Source organism: Mycobacterium sp. NTMscope_Eco_3, from assembly GCF_976985685.1.
This window is the reverse complement of sequence record NZ_CDRJYZ010000001.1, coordinates 2,396,329-2,412,383: the sequence shown is the minus strand read 5'-3', so window position 1 is coordinate 2,412,383 and position 16,055 is coordinate 2,396,329. Positions and strand designations below refer to the sequence as shown.

Below are 16,055 nucleotides of genomic sequence, written 5' to 3'. Positions count from 1 at the left end.
GAGCGGCGCATGGCGCCGGCCACCCGAGAGGCGGGCCGGAAGGCCGCCCGCCATTCGAGCGGGGCGGGGCCGGCCACCAGCGCATTAACGTCTTTCGCAACTCGACGCGTCGATTCGCAGATCACAGGTTAAGGGGCTATTCGTGCTGGATTATGGGGCTTTTCCGCCGGAGTTCAATTCGGCGCGGATTTATTCGGGTCCGGGGTCGGGTTCGTTGGTGTCTGCGGCGTCGGCGTGGAGTGCGTTGGCTGCGGAGTTGAATTCGGCGGCGCTTTCTTACGAGAAGGTGGTGACCGCTTTGAGTAGTGAGGAGTGGTTGGGTTCGGCGTCGGCGACGATGGCTCAGGCGGTGGAGCCGTACGTTGCGTGGATGACCTCGGCGGCGGCGCAGGCTGAGGAGGCGGCGACGCAGGCGCGGGCAGCGGCGGCGGCGTATGAGGCGGCGTTGTCGGCGTCGGTGCCGCCGCCGTTGGTGGCGTCGAATCGGATGCAGGTCTCTCAGTTGCAGGCGACGAATGTGTTGGGGCAGAACACGCCGTTGATTGCGCAGTTGGAGGCCCAGTATGGCGAGTATTGGGCTCAGGATGCGGGTGCGATGTATGGGTATGCGGGTCAGTCGTCGTCGGCGACCAAGCAGACGCCGTTTCAGAAGGCTCCCGAGATCACTAATGCGTCGGGGCAGGCCACCCAGAATGCGGCGGTCACCAAGGCGACCACGGATTCCTCGGCGGTCAACACGTCCAAGGTGTTGCAGTCGCTGGCCCAGCCCACCACCAACGCCACGACGCAGGCGACGACGGCCACCGACCCGCTGACCGAGATCTGGTTCCTGTTGACCGGGCAGACTACGCTCCCCACCAGCCTGGGAACCGCGGTGAACGGCTACACCCCGTTTGCGGGATTGTTCTATAACACCGAGGGTCTGCCGTACTTCAGCATTGGTATGGGGAACAACTTTGTGCAGATCTCGAAGTCGTTGGGGTTGATCGGTAGTGCGGCCCCGGCGGCGGCCAAGGCCTTGCCCGCGCTGGGTGGTTTGGGCGGCATGCTCGGTGGGGGGGCTGCGGCGGCGCATCCGGTGGCGGCGTTGGGCAGTGCGGCCTCGATCGGGGGCAAGTTGTCGGTGCCGGTCGCGTGGTCGGGGGCCCCGGCGGCGGCGCCGGCGCTCGGGCATGCGATTCCGGTCAGCACCATCAGCGCGGCCCCCGAGGCCGCCGGTGGACCCGGAAACCTGCTCGGCGGGATGCCGTTGGCCGGTGCCGGTGCCGGCGGACACGGCGTGGCCGGACCCAAATACGGCTTCCGGCCCACTGTCATGGCCCGACCACCCTTCGCCGGCTGAGCCGCGGCCATCGGTGCGATCAACCAGCTGAAATGGACGAAAGGAGGTGCGAGCGACGCGCTAGTGGCAAAGGTCATCGCGATGACTCGGTGCGGCGAGTTCGTCGGCAGTCGGATCGTTGTGGCGCTCGACGTGGCCGCAGCAACCTGTCCGATGGCTACCAGCAACTTTTTCGACCGGGGCCAGATGCCGTTTGTTCTGACTGTCGCGCGAAGGGCTGCGGTCGAGGTCAGACGCTGTTACTGTGTCGTTAACGAAAGTGAATTCGCCGTACCACTACGTGAACAATTGCAAACACGCTGCGTCCACCCCGGCCTCGGGGGTCGCAGTCATCTACTCTCGCAGAGTCGGGGATTTGAACTAGGAGGGAAACAAATATGTCGTTCGTGACCACACAGCCGGAGGCTTTGGCCGCGGCGGCCGGGAATCTGCAGGCTATCGGGTCGACCTTGAGCGCCCAGAACGCAGCCGCTGCAGCCCCAACGACGGGGGTGGTACCCGCTGCTGCCGACGAGGTGTCGGCGTTGACCGCGGCTCAGTTCGCGGCGCACGCGCAGATGTACCAGGCGGTGAGCGCCCAGGCTGCCGCCATCCACGAGCAATTCGTGAACACCCTGTCCATGAGCTCCGGTTCGTACGCTGCCACCGAGGCAGCCAACGCGGCCGCCGCCGGCTGAGTCGCATCGGCGGTTCCGGGCTTGGGACAGATCCTCATCGACGTGGGTTCCCACGTAACCGCCCACCAGGGGCTGAGCGCGGGGCCGCAGGGTTCGCCCCACGCAGCAACCCCAACACCAACACGCATTCCGTCAACTCAAACGTCGCGGTTCGGGTCTGACGTCCGTCTTACCGTGACAACGCCCGGTGGCCGCCGGCTGACGGGAAGGGGGGGCCATTTCTATCCATTCGGCACGGCGGTTGCGTAATCCGTAAACGATCCGGCCACCGTCTTAAACCACACACCCACTAACTACGTAATAAGGAGACAGCCGACATGGCAACACGTTTCATGACCGACCCGCACGAGATGCGGGCGATGGCGGGGCGTTTCGAGGTGCACGCCCAGACCGTTGAGGACGAGGCCCGCAAGATGTGGGCGTCGTCGATGAACATCGCCGGCGCGGGCTGGAGCGGCCAGGCGCAGGCGACGTCCTACGACACCATGGGCCAGGTCAACCAGGCCTTCCGCAACATCGTCAACATGCTGCACGGGGTGCGCGACGGGCTGATCCGCGACGCGAACAACTACGAGCAGCAAGAGCAGGCCTCGCAGCAGATCCTCAGCAGCTAGCGCCGAAAACGGCCGCTGCCTAACATTTCGAGACTTTAGGAGAACACCGATATGAGCATTAACTACCAGTTCGGCGACGTGGACGCCCACGGTGCCCTGATCCGCGCCCAGGCCGCCTCCTTGGAGGCCGAGCACCAGGCCATCGTTCGCGATGTGCTTGCTGCCGGCGACTTTTGGGGCGGTGCAGGTTCGGTCGCGTGCCAGGAGTTCATCACCCAGTTGGGTCGCAACTTCCAGGTGATCTACGAGCAGGCCAACTCCCACGGACAGAAGGTTCAGTCCGCGGGCAGCAACATGGCCAGTACCGACAGCGCCGTCGGGTCCAGCTGGGCCTGACGCCTCGACCACAGGCGCGGCAGCACACCACCCGTCGGTGTGCTGCCGCGTCCTGCGGTTACCGTGCAGTGTGACGCTTGAGCTATTCAGGGACCAGTTGAGGAATTGATGGACCAACAGAGCACCCGCACCGACATCACCGTCAACGTCGACGGCTTCTGGATGCTCCAGGCGCTGCTGGACATCCGGCACGTCGCGCCGGAGTTGCGGTGCCGGCCCTACGTATCCACGGACTCGAACGACTGGCTCAACGAGCATCCCGGAATGGCGGTGATGCGCGAGCAGGGCATCGTCGAGAACGACCAGGTCAACGAGCAGGTGGCCGCTCGGATGAAAGTGCTCGCCGCGCCCGACCTCGAGGTGGTCGCCCTGCTGTCGCGGGGCAAGCTGGCCTACGGCGTCCTCGATGACGAGAATCAGCCCCCGGGCTCGCGCGACATCCCCGACAACGAATTTCGGGTAGTCCTGGCCCGCCGCGGCCAGCATTGGGTGTCGGCGGTCCGGGTCGGCGGTGAGATCACCGTCGACGACGTCGCCGTCGCCGACAGCGCCTCGATCGCGTCCCTGGTGATCGACGCGCTGGAATCCATTCACCACGCCGAGCCTGCGGCGATCAACGCGGTCAACGTGCCGCTGGAGGAGATGCTGGAAGCGACCAAGTCGTGGCAGGAGTCGGGCTTCAACGTTTTCTCCGGCGGAGACCTGCGCCGGATGGGCATCAGCGCCGCCACCGTGGCCGCGCTGGGCCAGGCGCTGTCGGACCCCGCCGCCGAGGTCGCCGTGTACGCCCGCCAATACCAGGACGACGCCAAGGGTCCCAGCGCGTCCGTGCTGTCGCTGAAAGACGGCTCCGGTGGCCGCATCGCGCTCTACCAGCAAGCCCGGACCGCGGGTTCGGGGGAGGCGTGGCTCGCCATCTGCCCGGCGACGCCGCAGCTCGTGCAGGTGGGCGTCAAAACCGTGCTCGACACACTTCCCTACGGCGAGTGGAAAACTCACAGCAGGGTGTGACACTCGCGCGAAACACAGATTTCATCAATGTCGTCGCACTCAACATGCGGTTGAGCTGCGAACACGGCATACTTCTGTCAAGACATCAGCAAATGTCAAAACGGTGTCAACCACAACTCTTAATCGCAAGGCGAGGCAGATGGAATTCCAATTAGTCGGAATGCGCTGCGGGGGGGACCCCAGCACCTCGGCGAGTACACCGGCGCCGGCCGGCACGCGGACGGCGGCACCGGCTCACCCATTCATCACGGTAGGGAGTGCAAGGCGATGACTGCGGTCGTTGAAGTACCACAGGCTGACGTTGAGGGCATCTCACAGCCCCAGGCGGTCGTCGTCGGCGTGATGGCCGGCACGGGCGTCCAGATCGGCGTCCTGCTGGACGCGAACGCCCCCGTCTCGGTCATGACCGACCCGTTGCTGAAGGTGGTCAACAGCCGGCTCCGCGAGCTCGGCGAGACTCCGCTGGAAGCCGCGGGCCGGGGCCGATGGGCGCTGTGCCTGGTGGACGGCTCGCCGCTGCGGGCCACCCAATCGCTCAGCGAGCAGGACGTCTACGACGGCGACCGGCTGTGGATCCGATTCATCCCGGACACCGAGCACCGCTCGCAGGTCATCGAGCACATCTCCACCGCGGTCGCCGCGGACCTCAGCAAGCGCTTCGCCGCCATCGACCCCGTGGTTGCCGTGCAGGTCGGTGCGGCGATGGTGGCCATCGGGGTGACGACCGCGACCGGTCTGCTCGGCTGGTGGCGCTGGCACCACAACTCGTGGCTGCCCACCGTCTACGCGGGCGTGATCGGCGTGCTGATGCTGGGCGTTTCGCTGTTGCTGTTGATGCGGGCGACCACCCAGCAGGATCGGCGCGTCGCCGACATCATGCTGTTGAGCAGCCTCGCACCGCTGTCGATCGCCGCGGCGTCCGCGCCGCCCGGCGGCGTCGGGTCGCCACACGCGGTGCTGGGCTTCGGCGTCCTCACCATCGCCGCGATCCTCGCGCTGCGTTTCACCGGGCGTCGGCTGTCGATCTACACCGCGATCGTCACCGTCAGCGCGATCGCGGCCGTGGCCGCGTTGGCGCGCATGGTGGCCATGACCAGCGCCGTGACGCTGCTGACCTGCGTCGTGCTCGTGTCGGTCCTGATCTACCAGAGTGCGCCCGCGATCTCCCGGCGGCTGGCCGGCATCCGCCTGCCCGTCTTCCCGTCGGCCACCAGCCGATGGGTGTTCGAGGCTCGGCCCGACCTGCCCACCACGGTGGTGCGCAACGACGGCGGCCCCCCGGTTTTGGAGGGACCCGCATCGGTCCGCGACGTGCTGACGCAGGCCGAACGCGCCCGTTCGTTCCTGTCGGGTTTGCTGATCGGGCTCGGCGTGCTGATGGTCGTCTCGCTGACCGCCCTGTCGGACCCGCACACCGGGCAGCGCTGGTTGCCGGTCCTGCTGGCGGGCTTCAGCGCGGGATTCCTGTTGCTGCGGGGCCGCTCGTACGTCGACCGCTGGCAGGCGATCACCCTGGCCGGCACCGGGGTGCTGATCGTCGGCGCTGTCGTGGTGCGCTACGCGCTCGTGCTGCAGTCCTCGCTGGCGGTGTCGATCTGCGCGGCGATCCTGGTTTTGGTGCCGGTCGCGGGGCTGACATCCGCGGCCGTCGTGCCAAACACCGTCTACAGCCCGCTATTCCGCAAATTCGTGGAATGGATCGAATACCTCTGCCTGATGCCAATTTTCCCGCTGGCATTGTGGTTGATGAATGTCTATGCAGCAATCCGCTACCGCTGACGGCAAAGTGTGGCGTGGCCGCGGCATCGCCGCGAGCGTCACCGCCGCCTTGCTCGCATCGGGCGCGTTGGCGAATCTGCCGCCGGCGTATGCGATCTCGCCTCCGACGATCGACGCCGCGGCGGTGCCGCCGGACGGTCCGCCCGGGCCGGGGGCGCCGATGAAGCAGAACTCGTACTGCACCGAGGTGGGCGTGCTGCCCGGCACCGATTTTCGGCTGCAGCCCAAATACATGGACATGCTCAATCTGCAGGAGGCGTGGCAGTTCGGTCGCGGCGCCGGCCAGAAGGTGGCCGTCATCGACACCGGCGTCACCCCGCACCCGCGCTTTCCGCACCTGATCCCGGGCGGCGACTACATCATGTCCGGTGACGGGCTGTCCGACTGCGACGCGCACGGCACCATCGTGGCGTCGATGATCGGGGCGGCCCAGGCCAACGGCGCGGGCGTACCGCCGGCGGCACCGCGCAAGCCGGTCACCATTCCCACTACGGAGCCACCGCCCAAAGCACCACCGCCGCAGACGGTGACCCTCTCACCGCTGCCCCAGACCGTGACGATGGTTCCCCCGCCGCCCCAGGAGCAGCAGCCGCCTCCGGGCCCCTTCGGGGCGCCCCCGCCGCCACCGGCAGCCCCGGCGCCCGGCGGGCCCGCCCCCGGACCCCCCCAAGGCGGGCAGGCGCCGGCGGGCAACCACGGCGCCGGCACGGTGACCATCCCCGGCTACTCCGGTGGTGGGCGCGTGGTCGAGGTAGACAATCCGCGTCCGCTCGACCCGCCGCCGCCGGCACCGCCGCCACCCGCGCCCCCCAAGGGCGGTCCGGATGCGTTCAGCGGGATCGCACCCGACGTCGACATCATCGCGATCCGGCAGACCAGCCAGGCCTTCGGCCTCAAGGACGCCTACACCGGCGATGAGGATCCGCAGACGTCGGCGAAGATCGACAACGTCCAGACGATGGCACGGGCGATCGTGCACGCCGCCAACATGGGCGCGTCGGTGATCAACATCTCCGACGTGACGTGCATGAGCGCGCGCAACGTCATCGACCAGCGCTCGCTGGGCGCCGCGGTCCGCTACGCGGCCGTCGACAAGAACGTCGTCATCGTGGCCGCGGCCGGCGACACCAGCAAAAAGGACTGCAAGCAGAACCCGCCTCATGATCCGTTGCAGCCCAACGATCCTCGCAACTGGAATGCCGTCACCACCGTCGTGACGCCGTCCTGGTTCAGCGACTACGTCCTGACCGTCGGGGCGGTCGACGAGGAAGGCCGCCCGCTGAGCCAGGGCAATCAGGGCCAGGCGTCGACGAGCGTGGCCGGGCCGTGGGTGGGGATCGCCGCGCCCGGAACGGACGTCGTCGGGCTTTCGCCGCGCGACGACGGGCTGATCAACGCGATCGACGGACCGGACAACACGCTGCTGGTTCCTTCCGGCACCAGCTTCTCGGCGGCGATCGTGTCGGGGGTTGCGGCGCTCGTGCGCGCCAAGTTCCCGCAGCTATCGGCGTATCAGGTCATCAACCGGTTGACGCGCACGGCCCGGGCTCCCGCCCGCGGCGTGGACAACCAGGTCGGCCACGGGGTCGTCGACCCGGTCGCGGCACTGACCTGGGATGTGCCCGACGGTCCGGTGAAGCCGCCGCAGCAACTGTCGGCGCCGCTGACCGTTCCGAAACCGGCCCCGCCCCGCGATATGGTGCCAGTATGGGTTGCCGCCGGAGGATTGTTCGTGGCGTTGCTCATCGGCGGCGGAGTGTTCGGCACGGCGATGCTGATGAAGCGTTCTCGGAAACAGCAATAGGGGCGGAGCAGCAGCACTCATGAAGGCGCAGCGCAGGTTTGGGTTGTCTTTGTCGTGGCCGCGGGTGACCACGGTGTTCCTGGTCGACGTCGTGATCATGGCGGTGGCCAGTCACTGCCCGGAGTCCTGGCAGGGCACCTACCGCATCGCCTTTTGGGTGGGGGTCGGTCTGGCCGCGCTGATCACGCTGCTGTCGCTGGTCACCTACCACGGCTTGACGGTGACGTCGGGGCTGGCGACCTGGCTGTGGGATTGGTCCGCCGATCCGGGCTCGGCACTGGCGGCCGGCTGCACCCCGGCCATCGACCACCAACGCAAATTCGGCCGCGACAAGGTCGGCGTGCGCGAGTACCAGGGCCAGCTCGTCACGGTGATCGCCGTCAACGGCGGCGAGGACGATTCGGCGTCGCGCCATCGTCACCGGTCGTCGCGCCCCACGCTGCTGGTGCAGGCCGTCGCCTCGGGGCTGCGCCAGTTCGACATCCACCTCGATGACATCGACATCGTGTCGGTGAAGGTGCGCCGCGGCGGTAATGCCGCCGAGTTGTCCAAGCTCGACGACTGGGGCCCCGAGGAATGGGAGGTGGCGAATGACCAGCCCACCTCCTACGTGCGCCGGACCTGGCTGGTGCTGCGGATGAACCCGCAGCGCAACGTCGCCGCGGTGGCGGCCCGCGATTCGCTCGCGTCGACCCTGGTGGCCGCCACCGAGCGGCTCGCTCAGGATCTCGACGGATTGACCTGTGCGGCAAGGCCGTTGACCGCCGAGGAGCTCGCCGAAGTCGACCGCGCGGTGCTCGCCGATCTGGAGCCGACCTGGAGCCGGCCCGGGTGGCGCCGCCTCAAGCACTTCAACGGGTTCGTGACGAGCTTGTGGCTGACGCCGTCGGACATCACCACCGACAAGCTCGAGGAGCTCTGGGAGGACGACACTTTCGCCACCGTGCTGACCATTCGGCTCACCTCCCGCGGCGGCCGTCCGCAGGTGTCGGCGTGGGTGCGATACCACACCGAGAAGCGGCTGCGCAGAAACGTCTCGTCGGGACTCAACCGTCTCACCGGTCGTCAGCTGGCCGCGGTGCGAGCCAGCCTGCCCGCCCCGACGGCCCGCACACTGCTGGTGGTGCCGAGCCGTCCGTTGCGCGCCGACGACGATGACCTCGCGCTGTCCGTCGATCAGCTGCGAGGGAGCTCGGCGGGCGTACCTGTAGCGCAATGACGAGGCCCCAATCAACCGCAGAAGGCGCCCGTAACGCGATGGTCGCCGGCCTGTTGGCGTCGGGCGTGTCGGTCAACGGGCTGCAACCCAGCCACAACCCGCAGGTTGCGTCGCAGATGTTCACCACGGCGACCAACCTGGACCCGTCGATGTGTGACGCCTGGCTGGCGCGGATGCTGGCCGGCGAGCAGAGCCTCGACGTGCTCGCCGGCGCCTGGTCGTCGATCCGGACGTTCGGGTGGGAGACCCGCCGCCTCGGGGTCACCGAGCTGCAGTTCCGCCCGGAGGTGTCCGACGGGCTGTTCCTGCGGCTGGCGGTGACCAGCGTGGAGTCGCTGGCATGCGCCTACGCCGCGGTGCTTGCCGAAGCCAAACGCTATGCGGAAGCGGCGAAGCTGCTCGACGGCGTCGAACCCCGCCAGGCCTTCGAGGAGGAGCTGGTCAGCTACGTGCGCGGCGTCCTGTACTTCCGCACCGGGCGGTGGCCGGACGTGCTCAACCAATTCGCCGAGGGCAAGGGGTGGCGCCAGCCCGAGCTGAAGGCCGCCGGGGCGGCGATGGCCACCACGGCCCTTGCCTCGCTGGGCGTGTTCGAAGAGGCCCTGCGCCGGGGCCAGGACGCCATCGAGGGCGACCGGGTACCGGGCGCGGCCAACATCGCCCTGTACACCCAGGGCATGTGCCTGCGCCATCTGGGCCGCGAGGACGAGGCCGTCGAGCTGCTGCGGCGCGTGTATTCGCGGGATCCGAAGTTCACCCCGGCCCGGGAAGCGCTGGACAACCCGAACTTTCGCCTGATCCTGACCGACCCGGAAACGATCGAGGCCCGCACCGACCCGTGGGACCCCGACAGCGCGCCCACCCGCGCGGAGACGGAGGCCGCCCGCCACGCCGAGGATGCGGCGAAGTACCTGGCCGAGGGCGACGCCGAGCTCAACGCCATGCTCGGCATGGAGCGGGCCAAGCGGGAAATCAAGTTGATCAAGGCGACGACGAAGGTGAACCTGGCGCGCGCCAAGATGGGCCTACCCGTGCCGGTGACGTCGCGCCACACCTTGCTGCTCGGTCCGCCGGGGACCGGAAAGACTTCGGTGGCAAGGGCTTTCAGCAAGCAGCTGTGTGGGTTGACCGTGCTGCGCAAACCGGTGGTCGTCGAGACCAGCCGCACCAAGCTGCTGGGCCGGTACATGGCCGACGCGGAGAAGAACACCGAGGAGATGCTCGAGGGCGCCCTGGGCGGTGCGGTCTTCTTCGACGAGATGCACACGCTGCACGAGAAGGGCTATCAGCAGGGCGATCCCTACGGCAACGCCATCATCAATACGTTGTTGTTGTACATGGAGAACCATCGCGACGAGCTGGTCGTTTTCGGGGCCGGCTACGCCAAGGCCATGGACAAGATGCTTGAAGTGAATCAGGGTCTGCGACGGCGGTTTTCGACCGTGATCGAGTTCTTCAGCTACACCCCGGACGAACTCGTCGCGCTGACCCGGCTGATGGGCCAGGAAAACGAAGACGTCATCACCGATGAGTCGGCGCAGGCCTTGCTGCCGTCGTACACCAAGTTCTATCTCGACGAAACGTATTCGGAAGACGGGGATCTCATCCGCGGCATCGATACGCTCGGCAATGCCGGCTTCGTGCGCAACGTGGTGGAAAAGGCCCGGGATCATCGCAGTTTCCGTCTGGACGACGAGGACCTGGATGCGGTCCTGGCCAGCGACGTGACCGAGTTCACCGAGCGCCAACTGCTGCGGTTCAAGGAGCTGACCCGCGAGGATCTCGCGGAGGGCCTCAGCGCAGCGGTGGCCGAGAAGTCGGACTAGCGGCGTAGCCGGGCTCGGCGGGCATGGGGATTGTGCTGCACGTCAATTTGACTCAACGAATCCCGGGTGCCACCATGGCCTGTGCAAGCACCTCGCTAGGTGAGGCGTCTGCACGGACATAGGCCACTGACCTCGAACGTCGAGAGACGCCCAGGGTCAGGACAGCTCCTCCCGGATTAAGGGTTGAGCCCAAGTGGCTTCCGGCTCTGGTGAGGCGGATACGCCGTGTGGTGCCGAAGCTCTGACGAGAGGGGTGCCCGCCCAACGGTTCTCGCGTTGGGCGCTTCTCCCCGTGTGCGACGTATGGCATCCCCGTATGCCCTGGCCGCGAGGAGGTGAGGAGCGAAATGAGTTCCGGTGATAGTCCGCATCCCAGATCGATGACCATTTCGTTGCGATCCGACCCCGGCCACCTTTCGTAGCCTGATCGGCTCCTTCCACTTATTCTCGCGCACGCCAACGCTTTTCGCGTGCGTGCGCGAGTGTGCGCGGAATTAGCCCGACTGGCACATCACGGCTGAGTTCGGTCTCTTCAGTGAGGAGAACTCCGATGTCGTTTCCGATGACGCGTTGCGAAGCCGTTGCTGAGTTATCAGCGTCAACCGCAACACAATTCAGCGTCGCCGCCATGTGCGGGACGTCAGGGGCACGGGCGATGGCCGACACGATCGCAGCGAGCTAGGGGAGGGGGCCCGAAATGTTTGTGGACTTCGCAATGCTCGCACCCGAGATCAACTCCGCGCGTATGTATGCCGGACCCGGGTCGGGCCCGATGCTGGTCGCCGCGTCGGCGTGGCATGGCTTGGCCGCGGAATTGCGTTCGGCCGCACTGTCGTACGGGTCGGCGCTCTCGTCGCTGGCGAGCGAGGAATGGCACGGCCCGGCATCGGCGGCGATGGTCGCCGCCGCGACGCCGTACGTGGCCTGGATGAGCACCACCGCCACGCGAGCCGAGCAGGCCGCGGCCCAGGCCGAAGCCGCCGCGGCGGCCTACGAGGCCGCGTTCGCGGCCACGGTGCCACCGCCGGTGATCGCGGCGAACCGTGCGCAGCTGGCGACGCTGGTCGCCACCAACATGCTGGGCCAGAACACGCCGGCGATCGCGGCCACCGAGGCGCAGTACGGCGAAATGTGGGCCCAGGACGCGGCGACCATGTACGGCTACGCCGGCTCCTCGGCTGCCGCGACCCGCCTGGCCATGTTCACCGACCCGACGCAAACGGCCAGCCAGGACGGCCAAGCCCGCCAGGCCGCCGCGGTCGCCCAGGCGACGGGCACCACGGCGGGAAACCAGCAGGCGACGTTGTCGCAGCTGAACACCGCCGTGCCCAATGCGCTGCAGACCCTGTCGTCACCGACGGAATCATCGACGCCCTCGACGTCGGGCGTGTCGTCGATCCTGGACCCGAACAGCAATTTCTGGAACACGATCACGTCGACCGGCGCAATTAACCCAGCCCAGATCGTGCAGAGCGTGACGAGCTCGACGCTGATCGGCGCCAGCGCCGGCGCGCTCAACGACATCGCCAGCGGGGCGCCGGCGGCGACGGGCATCGGCACAAGCGCCCAAGGACTGTCGGGTTTGGCGGGCGTGGGCAATGCGGGCGCATCGGTCTCGGCGGGGCTGGGCCGGGCGTCGCTGGTCGGTCCGCTGTCGGTGCCGCCGAGCTGGGCCCCTCCCGCGCCGGTCGCCAGCCCGTTGGGGCCGGCGCTGGGCGGCACCCCGATGGTGGCTCCACCTCCGGCGATGGCGGCTGGCCTGCCCGGTATGCCGTTCAGCCCCATGGGCAGCCACGGACTCGGACGCGCCATCCCGCAGTACGGCTTCCGGCCGAATTTCGTGGTGCGCCCGCCCGCGGCCGGATAGGTCTCCGGCACGCGCCCTTGGCTTTGGGGCGAAACCGTTACCGCCCCGATCTTTACAACGGCGGATGGAAAAATTCGCGGTGCCGATCGCGCCGCCGCCGTGCGCCGAGAGGTCTGTGTCACACCCGAAAGCCGCTGCGCCTTACGGGAATTCATCCCACAGGAAATTGTCAGTGGCCCACCAGCGCCACAGCAGACTGGCCGCGTCTAGTGGTATGAACGGACCCCGTAGGACACAGCGTGACCACAACCGCCAGTTCGGCGATGACGACGCCGTCGGCTCGAACTGGGCTTAATCGCATTTCCGCGAAAATGGCGCGGAATCGTCCTTTGGCGATTCCGAAAGCCAGAACTCATCGTTGATAAAGAAAGTTTTTCGGTCGTCGCGTCGCGTCGCAATGCGGACACCTTCGAAGCAATACATCAGAACGCCCAACCCCGCCCGACGCGCGCATACCAGGTGATATGCGCCACTAGTCGAAAGGATGTCATGCGCCGTTCTCACACCGGCACTGAAGGCTGCGACATCGATGTTTTACACGGCTTTACCTGGCGGGAACGCCGCCTGAATACCAACCGTGCAACATCGTCATTGCGATAGCAGCGTGGCTTGACTACTCATTCATCCGCCCTTTATGGCGCCGGTTTGCAGCTAGGAGAGTAGGGCTTGCTGTCTTCCAACCCGCGAAATGCGCGCCCGCAGTCGAAGGCATGCTTCGTGAATTCCCTTCCAGGCGCGAATTTGTCGACGCGCGGCCCCCGACGCCGCGCTCAGCGTGGCCGAGACTCGAGGAGGTCCTGAATGCTGGACTTCGGCGCGTACCCACCCGAATTCAACTCGGGGCGGATGTATGTCGGCGCGGGATCGGGGCCGCTGCTGGCCGCCGCCGCGGCCTGGGACGAGTTGGCCGCGGAATTGCAGACGACGGGAGCGTCTTACAGCTCGACCATCGAGACGCTCGCGACGGGCCCCTGGACGGGCCCCTCGTCGCTGGCGATGGCGGCCGCGGCCGCCCCCTACGTCGCCTGGATGCACGCGACCGGGGCGCAGGCCGAGGAAGCCGGCGCGCGGGCCAAGCTCGCCGCCGGCGCCTACGAGGCGGCATTCGCGGCCACGGTGCCGCCGCCGGTGATCGCGGCCAACCGCGCCCTGCTCGCCACGTTGGTCGCCACCAACATCCTGGGCCAGAACACCCCGGCGATCGCCGCCACCGAGGCCCATTACATGGAGATGTGGGCGCAGGACGCCGCCGCGATGTACGGCTATGCGGCATCCTCGGCGAGCGCCTCCCAGCTGACCCCGTTCGCACCGCCCCCGCGCACCACCAACGATTCGGCCGGGCCCGCCCAAGCCGCAGCGGTCGCTCAGAGTAGCGGCCAGTCCGGCACCACCACCGCCACCCAGCTGTCGCACCTGAGCGGCACGCTGCAGCCTGCGGTGCAATCCGTGGCGAACGCCGGCTCGTCGGGAACGTCATCCGCCGAACTGACGACGCCGAGTTTCATCACCAACTGGAACGAGTTCTGGTCGGTGGTGACCGGGGTGTACTCGCCGCAGTCGTGGACCACCATCCCCGGCGGCCCATTCCTGTCGTTCGGCCAGGCGTACGCCTGGGGGCAGAACGGGCAGGGCGCGGCCGCCTATCTGGCTGGGCCGAAAGCCATCTCGGGCGCGTTGGCCCCGCTCACCGGTGGCGCCGATGCCGTCAAGCCCATGCTCAGCTCCGCGGTCGGGGCGGGGCAGGTGTCGGGATCGATGGGCAAAGCCGCTCTGGTCGGCGGCATGTCGGTGCCGCAGGGCTGGACGGAAGCCGCCCCGGCGATCCGAACGCTGGCCCAGGGGTTGCCGACGAACTTGGCGGCGGCGCCGGCCGCGTTGGCCGGCGAGGAGGGCGTCTTCAGCCAGATGGCCCTGTCGAGCTTGGCCGGACGCGCCGTCGCCGCCGCCGCAACCCGTCCGGTCGGCGGCGCCGCCACGGCAATGGGAGCGCTGGGCGGCGTTGCCGCGGAGGCCGATCCGGCCGCGGCCACCATCATCGTGATCCCGTGCATCGAGGAATGACCGCGATGACCAAACCGCATGGCAGCCAGGTGCTTTCGCTCGAATTCCGAGGTAAGGGGTAACACGGATGTTTTACGGAGCCTTTCCGCCGGAGTTCAATTCGGGCCGGATGTACAGCGGCCCGGGCGCCGGATCGCTGGTGGCCGCGGCGACGGCCTGGCAGGGCCTGGCCACCGAATTACAGTCCACCGCGACGTCCTACGCAGCGACGATCTCGAGCCTGACCGCCGGGCCCTGGGCGGGTCCGTCGTCGTTTGCCATGGCGTCCGCGGCCGCCCCGTACGTGGCCTGGATGCAGCAGACCGCCGCCGCCGCCGCGCAATCCGCGACCCAGGCCACCGAAGCGGCAACCGCCTACGAGGCGGCCTTCGCCGCCCATGTGCCGCCGGCGGTGATCGCCGAAAACCGGGCGCTGCTGGCGCAATTGGTGGCGACGAACCTCTTCGGGCAGAACACGTCCGCGATCGCCGCGAACGAGGCTCAATACGGCGAGTTCTGGGCGCAGGACGCCACGGCGATGGACACCTACTTCGCCTCCTCGGCGACCGCTTCCAACAAATTGACGGAGTTCAGCCCGGCGCCCCAGACCACCAGCGCGGCGGCCGAACCGATGCAAGCGGCCGCGGTGACGTCGGCGGCCGGCACCCCCGCCGCCAACGTGGCGAACGCCGCGGCGACGGCGGCGACCACCACGCTGCCCTACAGCGGGCCCTTCTCCGGGGCGGCGAACCTGGCGTACCTCTATCAGACGTTCATGACGAATCTGTTCAACACCGTCCCGGGCGGGGCGAGCTTCTACACCGCGATGTACAACGCCGTGAAGGTGCCGTTGGGTCTGACCACTCAGTTCAACGACGTCGGATTGCTGGTCAACTTTCCGCTGTCACAGTGGCTCAAGTTCGCCCCTCCCGTCGCGTACGGTGCGTTGCCCAAGGACGCTCTGGGCGCGGGGCTTGGGGCGTTGGGCTTCGGTCGCGGGACGCTCTACAGCGCGATCAGCCCCATCGCCGGCATGGGCAATGCCGGCACCCTGGTGGGCAAGCTCTCGATCCCGCCCAGCTGGGCCACGGCCACGCCGTCGGTCAGGACCGTCGCTGCCGCCCTGTCGGCCGCCGGGACCGAGGCCGTGCCGGCGGCGGCGCTGGGCGAGGGAAGCCTGTTCAGTTCGATGGGCCTGGCCGGGATGCTGGGCAGCGCGCTGGGTTCCGGGGGGCCCACCGCGGTCCGCGGTGGGGTGCGCAACCGGATGGCCGCGATCAAAGACCTCAAGGACAAGCAATCGCCCGAACAGCTGAAACGCCTTGTCGCACAGATCTCGGAGAAGCCCGAAAGCGTGCAGCACCACAACGTCGATCAGGAAAACCTCGACGCGCTGCTCGAGCAGCTGGCCAAGAAACCCGGCATCCACGCGGTGCATCTGAAAAAGGGAGGCAAGTCCAACGTCCTACCGACCGAAGCCCAGTCGGGTTAGGGGACAAGGCAATCCGCGCTCACGCCGCCGGCCGCGCGTGATGACAGA

The 16,055-nt window shown here is 67.8% G+C and carries 12 protein-coding genes and 1 riboswitch; all 12 genes read left to right on the top strand.

What is annotated here, in order from left to right; genetic code table 11:
- The first annotated feature begins 142 nt into the window (after window positions 1-142).
- The 12 genes from AC0KTM_RS11105 (at window position 143) to AC0KTM_RS11050 (ending at window position 16,007) form a co-directional block, all read left to right on the top strand.
- Window positions 143-1,342, top strand: coding sequence for a PPE family protein (locus tag AC0KTM_RS11105; protein ID WP_014942103.1), 1,200 nt, complete (start codon window positions 143-145; stop codon window positions 1,340-1,342).
- Window positions 1,343-1,719: 377 nt separating this feature from the next.
- Window positions 1,720-2,019, top strand: coding sequence for a PE family protein (locus tag AC0KTM_RS11100; RefSeq protein WP_014942104.1), 300 nt, complete (start codon window positions 1,720-1,722; stop codon window positions 2,017-2,019).
- A 317-nt stretch (window positions 2,020-2,336) separates the two neighbouring features.
- Window positions 2,337-2,633 carry a WXG100 family type VII secretion target gene (locus tag AC0KTM_RS11095; protein WP_003874404.1) on the top strand — a complete coding sequence of 99 codons (297 nt, stop codon included), beginning with the start codon at window positions 2,337-2,339 and terminating at the stop codon, window positions 2,631-2,633.
- A gap of 51 nt (window positions 2,634-2,684) precedes the next feature.
- The gene (locus AC0KTM_RS11090; protein ID WP_007771417.1) at window positions 2,685-2,969 is read left to right on the top strand and encodes a WXG100 family type VII secretion target; all 285 of its coding nucleotides are present in this window, start codon (window positions 2,685-2,687) and stop codon (window positions 2,967-2,969) included.
- A 108-nt stretch (window positions 2,970-3,077) separates the two neighbouring features.
- A complete protein-coding gene (locus AC0KTM_RS11085) occupies window positions 3,078-3,980 on the top strand; it encodes an ESX secretion-associated protein EspG (RefSeq protein WP_225328212.1) in 903 nt (300 codons plus the stop codon).
- A gap of 267 nt (window positions 3,981-4,247) precedes the next feature.
- Complete coding sequence (gene eccD / locus AC0KTM_RS11080) at window positions 4,248-5,759, top strand: type VII secretion integral membrane protein EccD (protein ID WP_238955878.1); 1,512 nt, start codon at window positions 4,248-4,250, stop codon at window positions 5,757-5,759.
- Complete coding sequence (locus tag AC0KTM_RS11075; RefSeq protein ID WP_472415546.1) at window positions 5,737-7,563, top strand: type VII secretion-associated serine protease mycosin; 1,827 nt, start codon at window positions 5,737-5,739, stop codon at window positions 7,561-7,563. The genes eccD and AC0KTM_RS11075 overlap by 23 nt, the downstream gene beginning before the upstream one ends.
- A 19-nt stretch (window positions 7,564-7,582) precedes the next feature.
- Window positions 7,583-8,782, top strand: a complete 1,200-nt coding sequence (gene eccE / locus AC0KTM_RS11070) for a type VII secretion protein EccE (RefSeq protein WP_225329211.1) — start codon at window positions 7,583-7,585, stop codon at window positions 8,780-8,782.
- Window positions 8,779-10,608, top strand: a complete 1,830-nt coding sequence (gene eccA5 / locus AC0KTM_RS11065) for a type VII secretion system ESX-5 AAA family ATPase EccA5 (protein WP_043954905.1) — start codon at window positions 8,779-8,781, stop codon at window positions 10,606-10,608. Before eccE ends, eccA5 begins: the two co-directional genes overlap by 4 nt.
- A gap of 84 nt (window positions 10,609-10,692) precedes the next feature.
- A riboswitch (M-box (ykoK) riboswitch) is annotated at window positions 10,693-10,868 on the top strand.
- 437 nt (window positions 10,869-11,305) lie between these two features.
- The gene (locus tag AC0KTM_RS11060) at window positions 11,306-12,475 is read left to right on the top strand and encodes a PPE family protein (protein ID WP_255642090.1); all 1,170 of its coding nucleotides are present in this window, start codon (window positions 11,306-11,308) and stop codon (window positions 12,473-12,475) included.
- Between the two features lie 801 nt (window positions 12,476-13,276).
- Complete coding sequence (locus AC0KTM_RS11055) at window positions 13,277-14,536, top strand: PPE family protein (protein WP_472415545.1); 1,260 nt, start codon at window positions 13,277-13,279, stop codon at window positions 14,534-14,536.
- 67 nt (window positions 14,537-14,603) lie between these two features.
- Window positions 14,604-16,007, top strand: coding sequence for a PPE family protein (locus tag AC0KTM_RS11050; protein ID WP_472415544.1), 1,404 nt, complete (start codon window positions 14,604-14,606; stop codon window positions 16,005-16,007).
- Window positions 16,008-16,055 lie beyond the last annotated feature (48 nt).